Source organism: Streptomyces sp. A3M-1-3 (assembly GCF_024213665.1).
Lineage (GTDB): Bacteria > Actinomycetota > Actinomycetes > Streptomycetales > Streptomycetaceae > Streptomyces.
Genome location: NZ_JANAVP010000039.1, coordinates 42,222 through 62,309, shown reverse-complemented (window position 1 = coordinate 62,309; position 20,088 = coordinate 42,222). Strand labels below are relative to the sequence as shown.

At 71.5% G+C, this 20,088-nt stretch carries 18 protein-coding genes; 7 read left to right on the top strand and 11 right to left on the bottom strand.

The window, feature by feature from the left end; genetic code table 11:
• Window positions 1-632 precede the first annotated feature (632 nt).
• Complete coding sequence (gene trpS / locus NLX86_RS31010; RefSeq protein WP_254375142.1) at window positions 633-1,631, top strand: tryptophan--tRNA ligase; 999 nt, start codon at window positions 633-635, stop codon at window positions 1,629-1,631.
• A gap of 12 nt (window positions 1,632-1,643) precedes the next feature.
• Here trpS and proC read toward each other — a convergent pair whose 3' ends face one another.
• Window positions 1,644-2,453: a pyrroline-5-carboxylate reductase gene (gene proC, locus NLX86_RS31005; protein ID WP_254375141.1), complete on the bottom strand. Its 810-nt coding sequence runs from the start codon at window positions 2,451-2,453 to the stop codon at window positions 1,644-1,646.
• A gap of 227 nt (window positions 2,454-2,680) precedes the next feature.
• Between proC and NLX86_RS31000 the strand changes: the two genes are divergently transcribed.
• Window positions 2,681-4,219, top strand: coding sequence for a PHB depolymerase family esterase (locus tag NLX86_RS31000; protein WP_254375140.1), 1,539 nt, complete (start codon window positions 2,681-2,683; stop codon window positions 4,217-4,219).
• Window positions 4,220-4,229: 10 nt separating this feature from the next.
• Here NLX86_RS31000 and NLX86_RS30995 read toward each other — a convergent pair whose 3' ends face one another.
• Together NLX86_RS30995 and NLX86_RS30990 are read right to left on the bottom strand one after the other, a co-directional pair.
• A complete protein-coding gene (locus NLX86_RS30995; RefSeq protein ID WP_254375139.1) occupies window positions 4,230-4,967 on the bottom strand; it encodes an ABC transporter permease in 738 nt (245 codons plus the stop codon).
• Window positions 4,964-5,767: an ABC transporter ATP-binding protein gene (locus NLX86_RS30990; RefSeq protein ID WP_254375138.1), complete on the bottom strand. Its 804-nt coding sequence runs from the start codon at window positions 5,765-5,767 to the stop codon at window positions 4,964-4,966. The genes NLX86_RS30995 and NLX86_RS30990 overlap by 4 nt, the downstream gene beginning before the upstream one ends.
• Before the next feature lie 104 nt (window positions 5,768-5,871).
• On the opposite strand from NLX86_RS30990, the gene NLX86_RS30985 reads away from it, so the two are divergent.
• A complete protein-coding gene (locus NLX86_RS30985) occupies window positions 5,872-6,333 on the top strand; it encodes a hypothetical protein (RefSeq protein ID WP_254375137.1) in 462 nt (153 codons plus the stop codon).
• A 445-nt stretch (window positions 6,334-6,778) separates the two neighbouring features.
• On the opposite strand, the gene NLX86_RS30980 is transcribed toward NLX86_RS30985, so the two are convergent.
• The 6 genes from NLX86_RS30980 to NLX86_RS30955 all read right to left on the bottom strand — a co-directional run bounded on the left by NLX86_RS30980 (window position 6,779) and on the right by NLX86_RS30955 (window position 12,462).
• On the bottom strand, window positions 6,779-7,294 hold the full coding sequence (locus NLX86_RS30980) for a hypothetical protein (RefSeq protein ID WP_254375136.1): 516 nt from the start codon (window positions 7,292-7,294) through the stop codon (window positions 6,779-6,781).
• 33 nt (window positions 7,295-7,327) lie between these two features.
• A complete protein-coding gene (locus NLX86_RS30975) occupies window positions 7,328-7,642 on the bottom strand; it encodes an SH3 domain-containing protein (RefSeq protein ID WP_254375135.1) in 315 nt (104 codons plus the stop codon).
• 279 nt (window positions 7,643-7,921) lie between these two features.
• Window positions 7,922-9,772 (bottom strand): dihydroxy-acid dehydratase, encoded by a 1,851-nt coding sequence (gene ilvD / locus NLX86_RS30970; RefSeq protein WP_254375134.1) that lies wholly within the window; start codon window positions 9,770-9,772, stop codon window positions 7,922-7,924.
• A gap of 298 nt (window positions 9,773-10,070) precedes the next feature.
• The gene (locus tag NLX86_RS30965; protein WP_254375133.1) at window positions 10,071-10,685 is read right to left on the bottom strand and encodes a TetR family transcriptional regulator; all 615 of its coding nucleotides are present in this window, start codon (window positions 10,683-10,685) and stop codon (window positions 10,071-10,073) included.
• Window positions 10,682-11,506 carry a sugar phosphate isomerase/epimerase gene (locus NLX86_RS30960; protein WP_254375132.1) on the bottom strand — a complete coding sequence of 275 codons (825 nt, stop codon included), beginning with the start codon at window positions 11,504-11,506 and terminating at the stop codon, window positions 10,682-10,684. Before NLX86_RS30960 ends, NLX86_RS30965 begins: the two co-directional genes overlap by 4 nt.
• A 23-nt stretch (window positions 11,507-11,529) precedes the next feature.
• Window positions 11,530-12,462, bottom strand: a complete 933-nt coding sequence (locus NLX86_RS30955) for a Ppx/GppA phosphatase family protein (protein ID WP_254375131.1) — start codon at window positions 12,460-12,462, stop codon at window positions 11,530-11,532.
• Between the two features lie 71 nt (window positions 12,463-12,533).
• On the opposite strand from NLX86_RS30955, the gene NLX86_RS30950 reads away from it, so the two are divergent.
• Window positions 12,534-13,349, top strand: coding sequence for a hypothetical protein (locus NLX86_RS30950; protein ID WP_254375130.1), 816 nt, complete (start codon window positions 12,534-12,536; stop codon window positions 13,347-13,349).
• An 11-nt stretch (window positions 13,350-13,360) separates the two neighbouring features.
• On the opposite strand, the gene NLX86_RS30945 is transcribed toward NLX86_RS30950, so the two are convergent.
• Window positions 13,361-15,013, bottom strand: coding sequence for a hypothetical protein (locus NLX86_RS30945; RefSeq protein ID WP_254375129.1), 1,653 nt, complete (start codon window positions 15,011-15,013; stop codon window positions 13,361-13,363).
• 175 nt (window positions 15,014-15,188) lie between these two features.
• Between NLX86_RS30945 and radA the strand changes: the two genes are divergently transcribed.
• Both radA and disA read left to right on the top strand, forming a co-directional pair.
• Entirely contained in the window at window positions 15,189-16,604 is a 1,416-nt protein-coding gene (radA, locus tag NLX86_RS30940) for a DNA repair protein RadA (protein WP_254375128.1), read from the top strand.
• Between the two features lie 113 nt (window positions 16,605-16,717).
• Entirely contained in the window at window positions 16,718-17,839 is a 1,122-nt protein-coding gene (gene disA, locus NLX86_RS30935) for a DNA integrity scanning diadenylate cyclase DisA (protein ID WP_254375127.1), read from the top strand.
• Window positions 17,840-17,962: 123 nt separating this feature from the next.
• Here the strand turns inward: disA and NLX86_RS30930 are convergent, their stop codons facing one another.
• Complete coding sequence (locus tag NLX86_RS30930) at window positions 17,963-18,745, bottom strand: hypothetical protein (RefSeq protein ID WP_254375126.1); 783 nt, start codon at window positions 18,743-18,745, stop codon at window positions 17,963-17,965.
• 270 nt (window positions 18,746-19,015) lie between these two features.
• On the opposite strand from NLX86_RS30930, the gene NLX86_RS30925 reads away from it, so the two are divergent.
• Window positions 19,016-19,963, top strand: a complete 948-nt coding sequence (locus tag NLX86_RS30925; protein WP_254375125.1) for an A/G-specific adenine glycosylase — start codon at window positions 19,016-19,018, stop codon at window positions 19,961-19,963.
• Window positions 19,964-20,088 lie beyond the last annotated feature (125 nt).

The following is a 20,088-nucleotide window of genomic DNA, read 5'->3' as shown; positions in this document are numbered from 1 at the left end:
CGGGCGCTTCCCTTCGGTCTTGCGTTTCCGACTCTATCAGACTCTTTCGTGTCCGATTCCCAGTCGAAGTGGGATTTCTGCCTTCCAGGTCCCGCTTTCGCGTTTCCTTTCCGGCGCTACCGACTCTATCAGATCCTTTCGGGCCTGATTCCCAGTCAGTGGCCCCCTGCGAAGCAGGAGTTGCTGCAGTGTCTTTCCGGCCGTTGGGCCGTTCCGACGAGGTGAGACATTAGCGGAATCCTCGCCCCCGAGCTAATCGGGGGCCGCGCTCGTCGAACGCGGATTCCTCATTCGCAAATACGCATGAAAACGAGACGACAACACGTCGTTCGTTCGAATGGTTCTTGCGGAATGGCTGTCCGGGGACCGACCGGGGTCGGCGCTCACGTCGGACAACTCGGAGAACACTACGTAGGCACGCCGGACGTGTCAACCCAAGGGCGCGCCGGGGTCTGCGGCGCTAGCCTGGGGGCATGACTACGCGTGCGTTCACCCTTCGTTGGTGGGCCGCCTGACGGCGGCCGGCGCTTACGCACGCATTCAACGGCCGCCGCTTCGGCGGCCGTTGGTGTTTCTCCCCTACCCGGGAGGCCGGTCGCGGACTGCGGCGGCTCCTATCAGGAGGTGGAGAGATGACGCGGATCTTCAGCGGGGTCAAGCCGACCGGGCACCTGACGCTGGGCAACTACCTGGGGGCCGTACGGCAGTGGGCCGAGACCGACCAGTACCGGGCCGATGCCCTGTTCTGTGTGGTGGACCTGCATGCGCTCACCGTGGAGCACGATCCGGCCCGGGTACGGCGGCTCAGCCGCCAGGCAGCCACGCTGCTGCTCGCGGCCGGGCTGGATCCGGCGCGGTGCACCGTTTTCGTACAGAGTCACGTGGACGAGCACGCGAGACTCTCCTATCTGCTGGAGTGCACGGCCACCGTCGGCGAGCTGCGGCGGATGATCCAGTACAAGGAGAAAGGCACGCAGGCGCAAGCGGCCGGGCAGAGTGTGCGGCTGTCGCTGCTGACGTATCCCGTGCTGATGGCCGCCGACATCCTGGCCTACGGGACGGATGAGGTGCCGGTGGGGGACGACCAGGCTCAGCATGTGGAGCTGACACGCGACCTGGCCGTGCGCTTCAACCAGCGGTACGGGCATACCTTCGTCGTGCCGAAGGCCACGCATCCCAAGGTGGCGGCCCGCGTCATGGATCTGCAGGAGCCGACCGCGAAGATGGGCAAGTCCCACGAGACAACGGCCGGGATCGTGTACCTGCTCGACGAGCCCGACGTGGTGCGCAAGAAAGTGATGCGGGCCGTGACGGACAGCGGGCGGGAGGTCGAGTACGACCGCGCGGCCAAGCCCGGCGTGGCGAATCTGCTCGATGTACTGGCGGCCTGTACCGGGGGTGAGCCGGAGGGGCTGGCTGCCGGCTGCACCTCGTACGGGGCGCTGAAGAAGGATGCCGCGGAGGCTGTGGTGGAGCTGATGCGGCCGTTGCGGGCGCGGCATGCGGAGCTGTGCGCCGACCCCGGGTATCTGGACGGGGTGCTCCGGGACGGGGCGGCTCGGGCCCGGGCCATGGCGCGGCCCGTGGTCGATGCCGCCTATCGGGCGATCGGGCTGCTGCCGGCCGGCTGACCGAGGGGCTGGTCAGCCGTTGCCGGAGGCGAGTTCGCGGCTGCGGTCGCGGGCGGCTTCGAGTGCGGCGATCAGGGCCGCCCGTACGCCGTGGTTCTCGAGCTCGCGGATGGCGTTGATGGTGGTGCCGGCGGGCGAGGTGACGGCCTCGCGGAGCTTGACGGGGTGTTCGCCGCTGTCGCGGAGCATGACGGCCGCGCCGATGGCCGCCTGGACGATCAGGTCGTGGGCCTGGGCGCGGGGCAGGCCGAGCAGGATGCCGGCGTCCGTCATCGCCTCGACGAGGAAGTAGAAGTACGCCGGGCCCGAGCCGGACAGTGCGGTGGCCGCGTCCTGCTGGGACTCCGGGACGCGCAGCGTCTTGCCGACGGCGCCGAAGATCTCCTCCGCGTGGGCGAGGTGTTCGGCGGTGGCATGACTGCCGGCCGAGATGACGGACATCGCCTCGTCGACGAGGGCGGGGGTGTTCGTCATGACGCGGACGACCGGGGTGTTCGGGGCGAGCCGCTCCTCGAAGTACGCGGTGGGGATGCCGGCCGCGCCGCTGATGACCAGGCGGTCGGCCGGGACGTGCGGGGCGAGTTCGTCGAGGAGCTTGCCCATGTCCTGCGGCTTGACCGTGAGGATGAGGGTGTCGGCGCGCTTGGCGGCCTCGGCGTTGCTGACCGGCTCGACGCCGTAGCGGGTACGGAGTTCCTCGGCGCGCTCCGGGCGGCGGGCGGTGACGAGGAGGTCGGAGGGGGCCCATCCGGCCCGGATCATCCCGCTGAGCAGGGCCTCGCCGATCTTTCCGGTGCCAAGGACTGCGACTGTCTGGGTCATGGGGTCACCCTCCGGGTGGGCGTGCGGTCGTCCGTGGCCATCCTCGCACCGGCGGAGGTGAACGTGTCACCGGCGTCCATATAGCAGAGCCACATGTCTGGGGACGACTCATATCTGTACGCACCGTGTTGCGCGGTCCGCCCCAGCTCTAGCGTGACCTGCGTCACAGATGGTGTCGTCGGCCGGGGGCCTGGGCCGGCCTGTACAGAGGAGCTGCGATGTTGCGCATGCGTACGACCGTCAGAAGATGGGGAGCCACTGTCGCCGGAGCGCTGCTCGCGGTGACCACGGCCGGCCTGAGTACCGCGCCGGGCGCTCAGGCGGCCTCGCTGACCGAGGTGACGAGTTTCGGCTCGAACCCGGGGAACCTCAAGATGTTCCGCTATGTGCCGGACGGGCTGCCTGCGGGGCGGCCGCTGGTGGTGGCCATGCACGGCTGTACGCAGTCGGCGGCCGCCTTCGACGCGGAGACCGGCTGGACGAAGTGGGCCGACCAGTGGGGCTTCGCTCTGCTGCTCCCGCAGCAGCAGAGCCTCAACAACTCCAGCTCCTGCTTCAACTGGTTCGAGACCGGTGACACCGCGCGGGGCAGCGGAGAGGCGCTGTCCATCAAGCAGATGGTCGACCGGATGAAGACCGACGTCGGTTCCTCGGCCTCGCAGGTGTACGCGACGGGCCTCTCGGCCGGAGGCGCCATGACCACGACGATGCTCGCCGCCTACCCGGACGTGTTCGCCGGCGGCGCGGTGGTGGCGGGGCTGCCGTACCGCTGCGCCACCACAGTGGCGGCCGCATACAGCTGTATGTCACCGGGCACGAACCTCACCGCCGCTCAGTGGGGTGACAAGGTACGCGCCGCCAACCCCGGCTACACCGGACCGTGGCCGAAGGTGTCGATCTGGCAGGGGTCCAGCGACACCACCGTGGTGCCGATGAACATGACCGAGGTCGCCGAGCAGTGGACCAACACGCATGGCGCGGACATGACGGCGGATGTGTCCGACACCGTGGGCGGCTACCCGCACAAGGTCTACAACAACGCGTCGGGCACGCCCGTCGTGGAAACGTTCTCGATCACGGGTATGCAGCACGGTCAGCCGGTGGACCCGGGGGCCGGGGCCCAGCAGTGCGGTACCGCCGGTGCCTACATCCTGGACGTGAATCTGTGCGCGTCCTACGAGATCGGGAAGTTCTGGGGGATCACCGACTCGGGCGGCGGTGAGGAGACGTCCGCGACGCTCCCCAGCGTGGGTGCGCAGGACGGGTACGTGAAGGCGGACGCGAGCGGGGGCGGTGCGGTCGTCGGCACCCTGGAGAGCACCTCGGGGCTGGCCCTGGGCCGCGGCACGGACGGACTGCACAACCGCTCGGTGCTGTCCTTCGACACCTCCACCGTCCCGGACGGAGCGACCATCATCCGGGCGTACGTCACGGTCGCCTACGCCAGCGCGTCGGGGAACCCCTGGGCGAGTCCGGCCGGGAACCGGCTGGTTGCCGATGTGCGCAACGGCTGCTTCGGCGCCGCCTGCACCACGGCCGCCGACGACTGGGCTGCGGCGGCAACCGCATCGGACGTGGCGGCCATCGACCGGTTCACCTCGGGCACCAAGGCGTCGTCCGACTTCTCGGCGGCGGGGCTTTCGGCAGTGAGCCGGACCGGCACCACACAGGTGCGGCTGCGGTTCGAGCAGAATCCGACGGCGACGAACTACGTGTTCATCAAGCCCGCCGCGGAGGCCACCCTGCACGTGGAGTGGACCCCGTAGCGGACCCGGATCAGGCGGTACGGCGACGGAGTGTGGCTGCGCCCAGCGCGAGAACCAGCAGGGCGCACGCCGCGACGATCACGGTGTCGCGGATGAAGTCGGCGGTGACGTCTGTGTGACGCAGGACCTGGTTCATCCCGTCGACGGCGTACGACATGGGCATGATGTTGGAGATCGCTTCGAGGGCGGGCGCCATCTGGTCGCGCGGGGTGAACAGGCCACACAGCAGGAGCTGCGGGAAGATCACCGCCGGCATGAACTGGACCGCCTGGAACTCGGAGGCGGCGAAGGCGGAGACGAAGAGGCCCAGTGCCGTGCCGAGCAGCGCGTCGAGCAGGGCGACCAGCAGGAGCAGCCAGGGGGAGCCGACGACGTCGAGGCCCAGGAGCCAGACAGACAAGCCGGTGGCCAGTGCGGACTGGACGATGGCCACGGCGCCGAAGGCGAGGGCGTAGCCGGCGATGAGGTCGGCCTTGCCGAGCGGCATGGCGAGGAGGCGTTCGAGGGTGCCGGAGGTGCGCTCGCGCAGGGTGGCGATGGAGGTCACCAGGAACATCGTGATCAGCGGGAAGATGCCGAGCAGTGAGGCGCCGATGGAGTCGAAGGTCCGCGGGCTTCCATCGAAGACGTACCGGAGCAGGGTGATCATCAGGACCGGGACGAGGAGCATGAGGGCGATCGTCCGCAGGTCGTGGCGCAGCTGGCGAAGGACGCGGCCGGCGGTGGCGAGGGTGCGGGCTGAATTCATCGGACTTGCTCCTGGGTCTTCCCCTGGGTCACCTGGGGCTTCGCCTGGCGGGCGTTGGCCTCGTCGACGAGGTGCAGGAAGGCCCCTTCCACGGTTTCGGTGTGCGTACGAGAGCGCAGGGCGTCCGGGGTGTCGTCGGCCAGGATCTCGCCGTCGCGCATGAGGAGGAGGCGGTGGCAGCGCTCGGCCTCGTCCATGACGTGGGAGGAGATGAGCAGGGTGGCGCCTCGCTCGGCGGCGATGGAGTGGAAGAGGTCCCACAAGTCGCGGCGCAGGACCGGGTCGAGGCCGACGGTCGGCTCGTCGAGGACGAGGAGTTCGGGCGTGCCGAGCAGGGCGACGGCGAGTGAGACGCGGCTGCGCTGGCCGCCGGAGAGGTTGCCGGCGAGGGCGTCGGTGTGCGAGGCGAGGTCGACGTCGGCGATGGCTCGGGTGACGTTCTCGCGGCGGCGTTCGGCGGCGGTGCGGCCGGGGTCGAGGATCGCCGCGAAGTAGTCGAGGTTCTGGCGGACGGTCAGGTCGTCGTACACGGACGGGTCCTGGGTGACGTAGCCGATGCGGGAGCGGAGGGAAGGGTCGCCTGCGGGGCTGCCGAGGACCTCGAGAGTGCCGGTGACTTTGGCCTGGGTGCCGACGATCGCGCGCATGAGGGTCGACTTGCCGCAGCCGGAGGGGCCGAGGAGGCCGGTGATCTGGCCTCGGGGGACGGCGAAGTCGAGTCCTCGGAGGACGGTGCGGTCGCCTCGTACGACGGTGAGGCCGTGGGCGCCTACGGCGTCGACCTCCTCGTAATTCATCATGTGATGAATAATGCTCCCGGAGGGCAGGCACGTCAAGGGGCTCAGGGGTGGGTCAGGGTCATCCCCCATGGCGTCCGAGGGCCGGGCGGGAGGACGGTTGACGTATGAGGCGAAACGGCGATATCTCGAAGTCCGAACGGCGGCACCTCGCGGTCGCGTCCGCCACGCTCGGCCCTTGGCGGGCCGCCGCCGCGGTGGGCGCGCTGGGCGGCGGTGTCTCGCTCGCGCTCGGCACGATCGGCGACGGCATCGGGCTCGGCGTGCTGGCCGGCGCGCTGTCGGTCGCGCTGATGCTGTTCTTCCTGGTCGGCGGCGCGGGCGCGGCGCTCGGCGGCAAGCAGGGAGAGGCGCCCGGTACGGACCGCCGGATACGGCGCTGGGCGGCGGCCCACCCGTGGCGGGTCGCGGCCGTACCGGCCGGGCTGCTGGTCGTCACCGACGTGCTGATGCGGCAGATTCTGACGGCCGAGGGCTTCTTCGGCAGCCTGTGGGACGGGCTGTGGCGGGGCGCGCTGGTCGTGGCCGTGGTGGGCCTGGTCGGCTCGATGGGCCGCAGGAAGACGTGAGCGCGGAGCGCGTGGGCCCGGTGGGCAGCGCGGTGCGGGCACGGTGCGCGTGGGCGCGGTACGCGTGCGTGAGCGCGGTACGCGTGGGCCCCGGTGCGCATGAGCCCCGGTGGGCATGGGCCCCGGTGGGCATGAGCGCGGTGGGCGGTGCGGTGCGGTGCGGGCGCGGAGCGCGTGGGCGCGGTACGCGTGCGTGAGCGCGGTACGCGTGGGCCCCGGTGGGCATGAGCGCGGTGGGCGGTGCGCGTGTTGCGGCGCGGTGCGCCCCTGAGCCCGGTGGGCAGCGCGCGTGGGCCCGGTGGGCAGCGCGGTGCGTGGGCTGAGCGCGGCGCGGGAGCGCGTCCATGCGGAGCGCGCCAAGGCGGCCTCGGCACAGCGGGAGCGCGGTGCGCGGGCTGAGTGCGGTGCGCGTGAGAGGCCGGCGCCGTGGGTGTGCGGCCGCGGGCTACTTGCGCTTTGGCTTCTTGCGGGTGGCGGGGTTGCCCGTGCGGGAGCCGCGGCGGCGCTCGTACTGGGTGATGGCCTGCTCGTACTCGGCGCGGCGGAGCTTCTCGCCCGGTGCCTCGACGAGCGAGCGGAAGAAGTAGGCGAGCAGCGAGCCCACGAAGCCGATCATCTTGAGGCTGCGCAGCGACGCCTCGGCAGCGGTGTCGGCGGGGCGCCGCGTGAAGCCCTCCCAGGTCTTGCGGAAGGCGATGGCGCTGCACACGGCGAACATCATGACGACCAGGAGGTTGACGAAGCTGCCGACCTCGGCGATCTCCAGCCCCTGGTACGCGAAGCGCAGCACGAAGCACCCGGCGACGGCGGCCGCCAGCGTCCCGACGGCCACGCCGGCGCGGCGCAGCCCGTAGCCGCCGTCGTGGCCGACCCAAGTCGTGCCGAAGAAACGGATGGCCTCGGGCTGCGGCCCGGCCGGCGTGGGTGCGGCGGCCGGGCCGCCGTCTGCTCTTTCGCTCACGGGCCGATTATCCCCCGGCGCGGCGGAGCGGCGTCAGGAGCGGCGAGGGGCGACGTAGCCGTCGCTGCCCGTGTTCACGTACGCGTCCGAGACGTACTGGCCGTTGGCGATGTTGTCCCAGAGGTTCGTCGTGCCGTACGGGCCGGTGATCGTCTCGCCGGGCATCTGGCAGTTGATGCGCACCGTCGCACCGGTCCGCAGGGTTCTCACCAGCCGGCAGCTGGTGCCCGGTCCGCTGCGTACGTTGACCCGCTGTCCAGTGCTACGGAATGCCTTGCGGCGGGCACGCCGACGGCCGCTTCCCCCGTCCGTACTCCGTGCGCTCTCTTCGACGTCTCCAGACGCCATGCGGCCCTCCCCCGTTGAGTTCACTCTCTGCGACCCACGCAGGCTCATGCACTTCGCTAGACATCCGTGGTGAGACGGATCGTTCGGTCGGGGATGGAGGGGGGTCCGCTGCTTCGCATGCCGTTGCCTTTCGTCGTCCGACGGTCGTCCCGTACCTGGATTCGTGGATCGAAGCGCCCACCCTGCCCGCGCCGGTGCCCGTCGGGGGCCGGGTCTTCGCCAGTGCCCCCGACGGGTCGGTGTTCGCCGTGGACGCGGCGAACCCGGCCAACTGGTAGGTCAGCCCAGCTTCGAGACGTCCCGCACCGCGCCCTTGTCGGCGCTGGTCGCCATCGCCGCGTACGCGCGCAGTGCGGCCGAGACCGTGCGCTCGCGGTCCTTCGGCGCGTAGACGCCGTTCAGGGCCTCGTGGCGCGCCGCCAGTTCGGCCTCCGGGACGAGGAGTTCGATCGAGCGGGCCGGGATGTCGATGCGGATACGGTCGCCGTCCTCGACGACCGCGATCATGCCGCCGGAGGCTGCCTCGGGCGAGGCGTGGCCGATGGACAGGCCCGACGTACCGCCGGAGAAGCGGCCGTCGGTGATCAGTGCGCAGGACTTGCCCAGACCCCGGCCCTTGAGGAAGGACGTCGGGTAGAGCATCTCCTGCATGCCCGGGCCGCCCTTGGGGCCCTCGTAGCGGATGACGACGACGTCGCCCTCCTTGATCTCCTTGCGGAGGATCTTGTCGACCGCGTCCTCCTGCGACTCGCAGACGACGGCCGGTCCCTCGAACCGCCAGATCGACTCGTCGACGCCGGCCGTCTTCACGACACAGCCGTCGACCGCCAGGTTCCCCTTGAGTACGGCCAGTCCGCCGTCCTTGGAGTACGCGTGCGCCGCGTCGCGGATGCAGCCGCCGGCCGCGTCCACGTCGAGGGAGTCCCAGCGCTCGGACTGCGAGAAGGCGGTCGCGGACCGCACGCACCCGGGCGCCGCGTGCCACTGCTCGACCGCCTCGACGGACGGCGAACCGCCGCGCACGTCCCAGGTCTTGAGCCAGTCGGCCAGCGTGGGCGAGTGGACCGAGTGCACGCCCTCGTCGAGCAGGCCGGCCCGGTACAGCTCGCCGAGGATGGCGGGGATGCCGCCGGCGCGGTGCACGTCCTCCATGTAGTACGTGCCGCCGGGCGCGACGTTCGGCGCGACCTTGGCCAGGCACGGCACGCGGCGCGAGACCGCGTCGATGTCCGTGAGGTCGTAGTCGAGCCCGGCCTCCTGCGCGGCGGCGAGCAGGTGCAGGATCGTGTTGGTCGAGCCGCCCATGGCGATGTCGAGGGCCATGGCGTTGTCGAAGGCGGCGCGGGTCGCCACGTTGCGCGGCAGGACGGTCTCGTCGTCCTGCTCGTAGTAGCGCTTGGTGATCTCGACGACCGTACGGCCGGCCGCCTCGTACAGCGCCTTGCGGGCGGTGTGCGTGGCGAGGACCGAGCCGTTGCCCGGCAGGGACAGGCCCATGGCCTCGGTCAGGCAGTTCATCGAGTTGGCGGTGAACATGCCGGAACAGGAGCCGCAGGTCGGGCAGGCGTTCTCCTCGATACGGAGGATGTCCTCGTCCGAGACGTTCTCGTTGACCGCGTCCGTGATGGCGTTGATCAGGTCGAGCTTGCGGACCGTGCCGTCGACGAGGGTGGCCTGGCCGGCCTCCATCGGGCCGCCGGAGACGAAGACGACGGGGATGTTGAGCCGCATCGCGGCCATCAGCATGCCCGGCGTGATCTTGTCGCAGTTGGAGATGCAGATCAGCGCGTCGGCGCAGTGCGCCTCGACCATGTACTCGACCGAGTCGGCGATCAGGTCGCGGGAGGGCAGCGAATAGAGCATGCCGGCGTGGCCCATAGCGATGCCGTCGTCGACAGCGATCGTGTTGAACTCGCGCGGCACCGCGCCCGCCGCCAGGATCGCGTCGGAGACGATCCGGCCGACCGGCGCGAGGTGGGTGTGGCCGGGGACGAACTCGGTGAAGGAGTTGGCGACCGCGATGATCGGCTTCCCGATGTCCGCGCTCGCTACGCCCGACGCCCGCATAAGAGCGCGGGCGCCCGCCATGTTGCGGCCGTGGGTGACGGTGCGGGACCTGAGCTCGGGCATCGGGTTCACTCCCCATAGGCAGATACGACTGCCTTCGAGCCTACGCCCCGGCTCCAAGATCTGGACAGTCTGTCCGGATTACGGGACGGGGCGCTCAGCTTTCGGTCAGCCCCGCGGCCCCCCGACGCCCGCTAGGGCCTTTCGTTTGGATCAGGCCGGATCAGGGAGCGGGGTCTGGTGCCGTGCATCGCAAGGCGGAGGAAGGAGCCATGGCGGAGCCCTGGCGACTGACGACAACGCGGCGAGGTGCGGTGCGGTGCCAGGGCCCGCGAGCCCGGCAAGATCCGAACGAAAGGCCCTAGCCCTCGGTCAGATACCGCTGGAGCGTCGGAGCGACCATCGCCACGATGTCCTCCGGGTCCGCCGACGCCAGCGGCTCGACCTTGATCACGTACCGCAGGATCGCGATCCCGATCATGTGCGAGGCGGCCAGCTCGGCCCGGAACTTCGGGTCCGGCACCTTCAGATCCGCCGCCACCCGCTCCAGCAGCCGCCGCAGCACAAAGGCGCGAAGCACCTTCGCCGCCGCCTCGTGGGTCAGCGCGGACCGGATGACCGCCAGCAGCGGGGCCCGCGTCGCCGGGTTCTCCCATACGCCGATGAAGTAGCGGGCCAGCCGCTCACCGATGCCTTCAGGGCCCTCGCCCAGCACCGCCGGGATCAGCAGGGCCGGTTCGAAGGACACCTCGATCGCCGCCGCGAAGAGCTCGTCCTTCGTACCGAAGTAGTGGTGGACGAGTGCCGGGTCGACCCCGGCCGCCTTGGCGATCCCGCGTACCGACGTCTTGTCGTACCCGCGCTCGGCGAAATCCGTACGGGCCGCCGCCAGGATCCGCTCGCGGGCGCCGGGGCCGCTGTCCGCGTCCGTACGGGCCGGGCGGCCCCTGCGGCGCGGCTTGGCGGGGTCGGTCATGAGCGGGGCACCCGCAGGGCCGACGCCAGATGCAGCCGGGTGAAGGCCAGCGCCTCCGCCAGGTCGGCCTCGCGTTCGGCGGCGGACATCGCGCGCCGCGTGTTGACCTCGATGACGACATGGCCTCCGAAGCCGCCGAGCGCCAGCCGCTCCAGCAGCTCGGCGCAGGGCTGATTGCCGCGGCCAGGCACCAGGTGCTCGTCCTTGCTGGAGCCGTTTCCGTCGGCCAGGTGGACATGCGCCAGCCGGTCGCCCATCCGGTCGACCATGGCCATGGTGTCGATGCGCGAGGTCGCGGTGTGCGAGAGGTCCACCGTGAAGTCGCGGAAGTCCTCCTTGGTCACGTCCCAGTCGGGGGCGTACGCGAGCATCTCGCGGTCCCGGTAGCGCCACGGGTACATGTTCTCGACAGCGAACCGGACGTCCGTCTCGTCCGCCATCCGCCAGATGCCCCGCACGAAGTCACGCGCGTACTGCCGCTGCCAGCGGAACGGCGGGTGGACGACCACGGTCGACGCGCCCAGCTTCTCGGCCGCCGCCTGCGCCCGCTGGAGCTTCACCCACGGGTCCGTGGACCACACCCGCTGCGTGATCAGCAGACAGGGCGCGTGCACGGCCAGGATCGGCACCTCGTGGTAGTCGGAGAGCCGCCGCAGGGCCTCGATGTCCTGGCTGACAGGGTCCGTCCACACCATCACCTCGACCCCGTCGTAGCCGAGGCGCGCGGCGATCTCGAAGGCCGTCGCCGTCGACTCCGGGTACACGGACGCCGTGGACAGCGCGACCTTCGCATCCGGGATGCGCACCACTGGTTCTGCCACGAGGGACAGCGTACGGGGACTCTCTAGGACTCTGGCAGATGGTCCAGGCGCCGCAGGATGACTCCCTCGCGCAGCGCCCAGGGGCAGATCTCCAGCACGTCGACCCCGAACAGATCCATCGCACCCTCCGCGACCAGCGCTCCTGCCAGCAGCTGCAGTGCCCGGCCCTCGGAGACGCCGGGGAGATCCTCGCGCTGTGCGGCCGTCATCGCCGCCAGCTTCGGCACCCACTCCTCCAGGGATTTGCGACTCAGATCACGCTGGACGTACAGCCCCTCGGCGGAGCGGGCCGCCCCCGCTATCCGCGCCAGCTGCTTGAAGGTCTTCGACGTGGCCACCACGTGGTCCGGCGAACCGGAGCGGTTGAAGGCGCCGACCGTACGGGCGACCTGGGCGCGCACATGGCGGCGCAGCGCCTTCACGTCCAGCGGGTCCGGCGGGTCGCCCGGCAGCCAGCCGGCCGTCAGCCGGCCCGCGCCCAGCGGCAGGGACACGGCGATGTCCGGCTCCTCGTCGATCCCGTACGCGATCTCCAGCGAGCCCCCGCCGATGTCCAGCACCAGCAGCCGGCCCGAAGACCAGCCGAACCAGCGGCGGGCCGCCAGGAAGGTCAGCCGGGCCTCCTCCGCGCCGGTCAGCACCGCCAGATCGACGCCGGTCTCCTCGCGGACCCGGGCGAGCACCTGGTCGGCATTGGTAGCCTCCCGCACCGCGGACGTGGCGAACGGCAGCACGTCCTCGCAGCCCTTGTCCTCCGCGGCCTGCACCGCGTCCGTGATCACCGCCACCAGCTTGTCGATGCCCGCGGGGCCGATCGCCCCGTCCGTGTCGAGGAGTTCCGCGAGGCGCAGCTCCGCCTTGTGCGAGTGCGCCGGCAACGGGCGCGCACCGGGGTGCGCATCCACCACCAGCAGATGCACCGTGTTCGAACCCACGTCAAGGACACCGAGTCTCATGTACGGAACGCTACTGCGATTGCGGCGCCCGACCGGCCACGGAGTGCCTTCCGCCCGCTTACGCTTGTCCCGTGCCCAAGACGAAAAAGGCGAAGCAGGACAAAGCATCGATGAAGAAGCAGCCACGGGTTTCCTCCGTCCCGGACGAGAAGGGCCTGGACTTCGCCCGCGCGTGGGTCGAGTTCCCCGATCCGGACGATGAAGAGCAGGTCTTCCGCTGCGACCTGACCTGGCTGACGTCGCGCTGGACCTGCATCTTCGGCAGCGGCTGCCAGGGCATCCAGGCCGGCCGCGCCGACGACGGCTGCTGCACGCTCGGCGCGCACTTCTCCGACGAGGACGACGAGAAGCGGGTCGCCTCGCACGTGGCGCGGCTCACCCCCGACCTGTGGCAGTTCCACGACGTCGGTACGGAGTCCGGCTGGGTCCAGACCGACGAGGACGGCGACCGCCAGACGCGGCGCTGGGAGGGCTCCTGCATCTTCCAGAACCGGCCCGGATTCGAGGGCGGCATGGGCTGCTCGCTGCACATCCTCGCCCTGCGCGAGGGGCGGGAGCCGCTCGAAACCAAGCCGGACGTCTGCTGGCAGCTCCCGGTCCGGCGTACGTACGACTGGATCGAACGGCCCGACGACACGCGCGTCCTCCAGGTCTCCATCGGCGAGTACGACCGCCGCGGGTGGGGCCCCGGCGGTCACGACCTGCACTGGTGGTGCACGTCGGCGACGTCGGCGCACGGGGCGGGTGAGCCGGTGTACGTCTCGTACCGCCCCGAGCTGACCGAGCTGATGGGCAAGGGGGCGTACGACCGGCTGGTAGAGCTGTGCGAGGAGCGGCTGGCGTCGCTGCTCCCGATGGCCCCGCACCCGGCGGACCCGACTTCCTGACGCGGGCGCCGTCAGCCCGTAGGGCTGGGCGCCTGCGACTCCGCGGGGGCCGGTGAGCCGTCCGACGGGACCGGGTCCGGGTCCGGAGGCGGCTCCGACGAGGGCGGGGGTTCCGACGAGGGCGGCGGCTCGGACGACGGCGGGGGCTCGCTCGACGGGGGCGGCTCCGACGACGGCGGGGGCGACGCCTTGCCGTGCCCCTCGACCACGATCACCGCGCCCGACGGGTCCACCCCGATCCGCGCACTCCAGTGGCCCTCCGGCTCCCGGGCATGGTCGACGGAGACATACAGCGTGACCGACTCCCCGGGTGCAAGCGTCCCGGACGACTGGCTCACGTACAGCCAGTGCGCGTCCGTCCAGGCCGTCCACTCGACCGGTGCGCCGCCGGAGGCGGTCAGGGTGATGAGCGTCGTGTCGCCGCTGGGCACCGCCTCCACGGTGAGCCGGCCGGGCCCCGAGGCCGGTCCCGGACCGGACGGGGCGGAGGGGCTGATGACCTCGACCGAGACGTCCGGAGAGCGGCTGCCCGCCGTGAAGCGGGGCACGGGCTCGGTGCGGGCGTTGCCCGCGTTCTCGTATGTGTCGTGCGGGCGGCCCTCCAGCCCGCCCGGGGCGTCCACCTCGCCGGCGGAGACCGAAGAACCGTCTCTGCCGGCTTCCCCGGTGAGGGGCGCCCCTCGGTAGGCCGCCCACAGGGCCAGCACCGGGGCCGCTACGACGGTGGCGACCACGGTGGTGGTCACGGCGCGGGCGCGCAGCCGATCGCGCCGCGCGGCGTGGTCCTTGGGGTCCATGGGGAAGCCGGTCCGGTTGAAGCGGGGACCGGCACCGCGAGCCCCCGGCACGTGCATCATCGCGACATGCGCGGCGGCGCGCGGCGCTTCGAGCAGCGGGAGCGTGGCGGGGGTGACGACGGAGCCGGGCCAGGGCCCGCCGGCCCCGGCCCGCTCGGCGGCGCGCCGGCAGCGCGGGCAGTCGTCGACGTGCCGGACGAGCTCGCGGCGCAGCGCGCTGGACAGCAGTACCTGGTTGTCGCCGGTGAGGCGGGCGACGACCGGGCACGAGCCGGTCTCGACGACGGCGAGCGCGGCCCGGGTCCGTTCCACCTCGCACGCGGCGCCGGCCAGCAGCTCGCGCGCCGCCAGGGCTTCCATGCCCAGTACGGCGGCCACCTCGCGCGGGGCCAGCCGGTGGCGCACGGCGAGTTCGAGGGCCTCGCGCTGCTCGGGCGTCGTCCCGGCCGCTTCGGGCCAGGCGAGCCGGGCGAGTTCGCGGCGGCGCTGCTGCGCGACAGCCTCGGAGACCGGAGCGGCCTTCTCGGGCTCCGGCGTGCGCTGCCCGGCGTGCGCCCCCTGACGGCGGCGCCTCTGCTCGGTGAGCTTGCGCAGGCAGGCCCAGCGGGCGAGCGCGTACAGCCATGCCCTGCGCTGACCCTCGCCCGACGGGCAGCGGCCGAACTGCCGCTCGGAGATGGCGAGTACGTCTCCCAGCACCTCGGTCGCCGTGTCGTGGTCGCACAGCACGGAGAGGCAGTACGTGAACAGGCCGTCCAGATACGGCTCGTACCGGGTGGGGGGCGTCTGTGCCAGAGTGCGCGGCGCGCGCCGGTGCGCCCGGTGTGCGCCGGTGGTGTGTGTGGGGAGTTCGTGCCTACTGCTCATCACCCGGCGACCGTAGGCGGATGATGGGGGCCCCTTCGTACCCCTTGAGCACTTTTAATCCTTACGGGTGAACAGATCCCTCAAAAGGGGACAGGAATCGGGGATTCCGACCGTCATCGGCGTCCGGGGCGGCCACTCGGCCGGGGATGTCAGACCTCCCCTATACGGTGACCGCATGGCTGCCCGCACCGCTCGATCATCCGCCAAGGACCGGCCGTCCTACCGCTGCACCGAATGCGGCTGGACGACGGCCAAATGGCTCGGCCGCTGCCCCGAGTGCCAGGCGTGGGGGACGGTCGAGGAGTACGGCGCGCCCGCGGTCCGGACCACCGCGGCCGGCCGGGTCAGCTCCGCCGCGGTCCCCATCGGCCAGGTGGACGGCCGGCAGGCCACGGCCCGCTCGACCGGGGTCGACGAGCTGGACCGGGTTCTCGGCGGCGGACTGGTGCCCGGCGCCGTGGTGCTGCTCGCCGGCGAGCCGGGCGTCGGCAAGTCGACGCTTCTGCTGGATGTCGCGGCCAAGGCGTCCGGCGACGAGCACCGCACCCTCTATGTCACCGGCGAGGAGTCCGCGAGCCAGGTCAGGCTGCGCGCCGACCGGATCAACGCCCTCAGCGACCACCTCTACCTCGCCGCCGAGACCGACCTGTCCGCGGTCCTCGGCCACCTCGACGCCGTCAAGCCGTCCCTGCTCGTCCTGGACTCCGTACAGACCGTGGCCTCGCCCGAGATCGACGGCGCGCCCGGCGGTATGGCGCAGGTCCGCGAGGTGGCGGGCGCGCTGATCCGCGTCTCCAAGGAGCGCGGCATGTCCACCCTCCTGGTCGGCCATGTCACCAAGGACGGCGCGATCGCGGGCCCGCGCCTGCTGGAGCACCTGGTGGACGTCGTGCTCAGCTTCGAGGGCGACCGGCACGCGCGGCTGCGGCTGGTGCGGGGCGTCAAGAACCGGTACGGCGCGACCGACGAGGTCGGCTGCTTCGAGCTGCACGACGAAGGCATCACCGGGCTCGCCGACCCCTCGGGCCTCTTCCTCACCCGCCGCGCGGAGGCCGTGCCCGGCACCTGCCTGACCGTCACCCTGGAGGGCCGCCGTCCGCTCGTCGCCGAGGTGCAGGCACTCACCGTGGACTCCCAGATCCCCTCGCCCCGGCGGACCACCTCCGGCCTGGAAACCTCGCGGGTCTCGATGATGCTGGCCGTACTGGAGCAGCGCGGCCGGATCACGGCGCTCGGCAAGCGCGACATCTACAGCGCGACGGTCGGCGGGGTGAAGCTCTCCGAGCCGGCCGCCGACCTGGCGATCGCGCTCGCGCTGGCCTCCGCGGCCAGCGACACTCCGCTGCCGAAGAACCTGGTCGCGATCGGTGAAGTGGGCCTCGCGGGCGAGGTCAGACGGGTCACGGGGGTCCAGCGCCGGCTCGCCGAGGCGCACCGGCTCGGCTTCACGCACGCCCTGGTCCCGACCGACCCCGGCAAGATCCCCGCCGGCATGAAGGTCACCGAGGTGGCCGACATGGGGGACGCGCTGCGGGTGCTCCCGCGCCGGTCTCGGGCAGAGGCCCCGCGGGAGGACAACGCGCGCCGGTAGACTTTGCCCTGGTCTCGCCCGCCCGTACGAATACCGCAGTCCCCCCGGTCGGCCGCGTGGGCCAGCACGTACCGTGCCACCAGGGCACCGCAACCCGCGACCGGAGGAGTGCAGTGGCAGCCAAGGACGGGGCAGCATCCGGGAAGTCCGGCGGAGGTTCCGGCAACGAAGCGCTGATGCGTGCCTCGCTGAGCGCGGTCGCGCCGGGGCAGGCCCTGCGCGACGGCCTGGAGCGCATTCTGCGCGGCAACACGGGCGGCCTGATCGTCCTCGGCATGGACAAAACGGTTGAATCGATGTGCACCGGCGGCTTCGTGCTGGACGTCGAGTTCACCGCGACCCGGCTGCGCGAGCTGTGCAAGCTCGACGGCGCGCTCATCCTCGACAAGGACATCACCAAGATTCTGCGGGCCGGCGTGCAGTTGGTCCCGGACGCGTCCATCCACACCGAGGAGACCGGCACCCGCCACCGCACCGCGGACCGGGTCTCCAAGCAGTGCGGCTTCCCGGTCGTCTCGGTCTCGCAGTCGATGCGGCTGATCGCGCTGTACGTCGACGGGGAGCGCCGCGTACTGGAGGAGTCGGCGGCGATCCTGTCCCGCGCCAACCAGGCGCTGGCCACCCTGGAGCGGTACAAGCTCCGCCTCGACGAGGTCGCCGGGACGCTCTCCGCGCTGGAGATCGAGGACCTGGTGACGGTCCGGGATGTGACGGCCGTCGCACAGCGCCTGGAGATGGTCCGGCGGATCGCCACCGAGATCGCCGAGTACGTGGTGGAGCTGGGCACCGACGGCCGACTGCTCTCCCTCCAGCTCGACGAGCTGATCGCGGGCGTCGAGCCCGAGCGTGAGCTGGTCATCCGCGACTACGTCCCGGAGCCGACCGCCAAGCGCTCGCGCACGGTCGCCGAAGCACTCACCGAACTGGACGCCCTCAGCCACGCCGAGCTGCTCGAACTGCCCATCGTGGCCCGGGCGCTGGGCTACAGCGGCTCCCCCGAGACGCTCGACTCGGCCGTCTCGCCGCGCGGCTACCGGCTGCTGGCGAAGGTGCCGCGGCTGCCCGGCGCGATCATCGAGCGACTCGTCGAGCACTTCGGCGGCCTGCAGAAGCTGCTCGCGGCGAGCGTCGACGACCTCCAGACGGTGGACGGCGTCGGCGAGGCGCGAGCCCGCTCGGTCCGCGAGGGCCTGTCCCGACTCGCCGAGTCGTCGATCCTGGAGCGGTACGTCTAGGGGCACCCCTGGGGGTAGCTGGGGGAGGTAGCTGGACATCGGCGACCGACGACAACGCGGCGCGGCCCGCCGCGGAGCGGCCGATGCCACTGCGGGCACGCGAGCCCGGCATGATCGGCCCGGCTAGTCCTTCTCCAGCACGAACGAGGCCGGCGTCACCGACAGGCCGGGGACCTTTGCCTCCACCAGGTACGTGCCCGGCTTGGCCGCGCCCGCCGGGGGGGTCGCGCACTGCGGCGCGCTCTGCTTGAGGTCCCACTCCACCCGGTGGGTGATCCCGCTCTTCGCCGGCACCCGGAACAGCACGCTTTCCGGACCGCTCGGGCAGTCCGCCGAGGACCACACCTCGTCGTCGCCGCCCGCCTCGGTGATCGTCAGCACGGCGGCCTTCGGCCCGAAGTCAACCTTGCAGGTGGCGCCGGAGACGTTCTTCACGATCAGCTCGAACTTCGGCTTCTCGCCCGGCTCGTAGGCGTTCTTGACGCTGCGCAGCGTCAACTGCACTGCTCCCGCAGTGCAGTCGGGGAGGCTGGAGCCCACGGGTACGCGCACCGGCGTACCACCGCCGCCGTTCGCCGAGCCGCCCACCGGTGTGTCGCCGTTCTTGCCGCCGGCGCCGGCGTCGGTGCCGCCATCGCCGCCACCGCCCCCCGTGCCGCCCGACTCGTCGCGGCCACCCGGGGCTTCACTGATCGCGGGACCCGATCCGGTGGGGCCGGGAGTGATCGAGGGGGCGGGGCCTTTGCCGTCGGACTGGTCGCCGTCCTTGTCGCCGTTGCCGCCACCGGAACTGACGACCCACACGATCAGCAGTCCGAGCAACGCGACGAGCGACATCGCAACGGCCCTCCGCCGCCAGTAGATGGAGGAGGGAAGCGGCCCGATCGGATTGCGCAGAGATCCCACGGCGCAAACTGTACGAGAGATCGGCGCCAACTCCCGCCCCACATGCCGCCCTGCGTCCAGGTTTTGCGGATCATCATCACGGAACTGGCCCCGCAGAGCGCACTGTTGCTCCTGAGGTACCGGTATCGCCCCGGTATCGCCCGGTGGGCGCACCCCGGGGTGCGACCCCGCGCCTTCGCGCCACCACGCGCTCGCGATGCCGCTCGCGCCGCTCGCAACGACGGCCCCTGAGCCACTTCCGACGCGAAACGTGCCAGGATCGGTCCTGCCATGACTGCCATGACTGCCCTCACGACGACTGCCCCCAGCGCCCTCCACGCCCCCGTCATCGCGTGGTTCGACGAGAACGCGCGCGATCTGCCCTGGCGCCGCCCCGAGGCCGGCCCCTGGGGTGTGATGGTCAGCGAGTTCATGCTGCAGCAGACCCCGGTCAGCCGGGTGCTCCCGGTGTACGAGCAGTGGCTGGCCCGCTGGCCGCGCCCCGCCGACCTGGCGGCCGAGCCGCCCGGCGAGGCGGTCCGCGCCTGGGGTCGGCTCGGCTACCCGCGGCGCGCCCTGCGGCTGCACGGCGCGGCCGTGGCGATAACGGAACGCCACGGCGGTGACGTACCGCGCGAGCACGGCCAGCTGCTCGCGCTGCCCGGGATCGGCGAGTACACCGCCGCGGCCGTCGTCTCCTTCGCGTACGGGCAGCGGCACACCGTGCTCGACACCAATGTGCGGCGGGTGTTCGCGCGGGCCGCGACCGGTGTCCAGTACCCGCCGAACGCCACCACCGCCGCCGAGCGCAAGCTCGCCCGGCTGCTGCTGCCCGAGGACGAGCCGACGGCGGCCCGCTGGGCGGCCGCGTCGATGGAGCTCGGCGCGCTGGTGTGTACGGCGAAGAGCCCGGACTGCGTGCGCTGCCCGATCGCGCAGCAGTGCGCCTGGCGGCTGGCGGGCAAGCCCGCGCACCAGGGTCCGCCGCGGCGCGGCCAGACGTACGCCGGTACGGACCGGCAGGTGCGCGGCAAGCTCCTCGCCGTACTGCGCGAGGCGGTCGGTCCGGTGCCGCAGTCGGTGCTCGACGCGGTGTGGGACGAGCCGGTGCAGCGGGCCAGGGCGCTGGACGGGCTGGTGTCGGACGGGCTCGTGGAACCGCTGCCGGGCGGGGTATACCGGCTGCCGCTGAGCCGGGACCTCGACGAACTCGCTGAGAACTCGATGAAAAATCGTTGAACGCGGTCCTGTTACACAACCTACTGACAGCCGTGCGCCCACCGAGGGCTGGTCCGCACAGCCTCGTGACACCGCCTCCGTAACTTCAGCTCCGTAAACACGGAGGCGGCAGCAGAGGCGGTTCG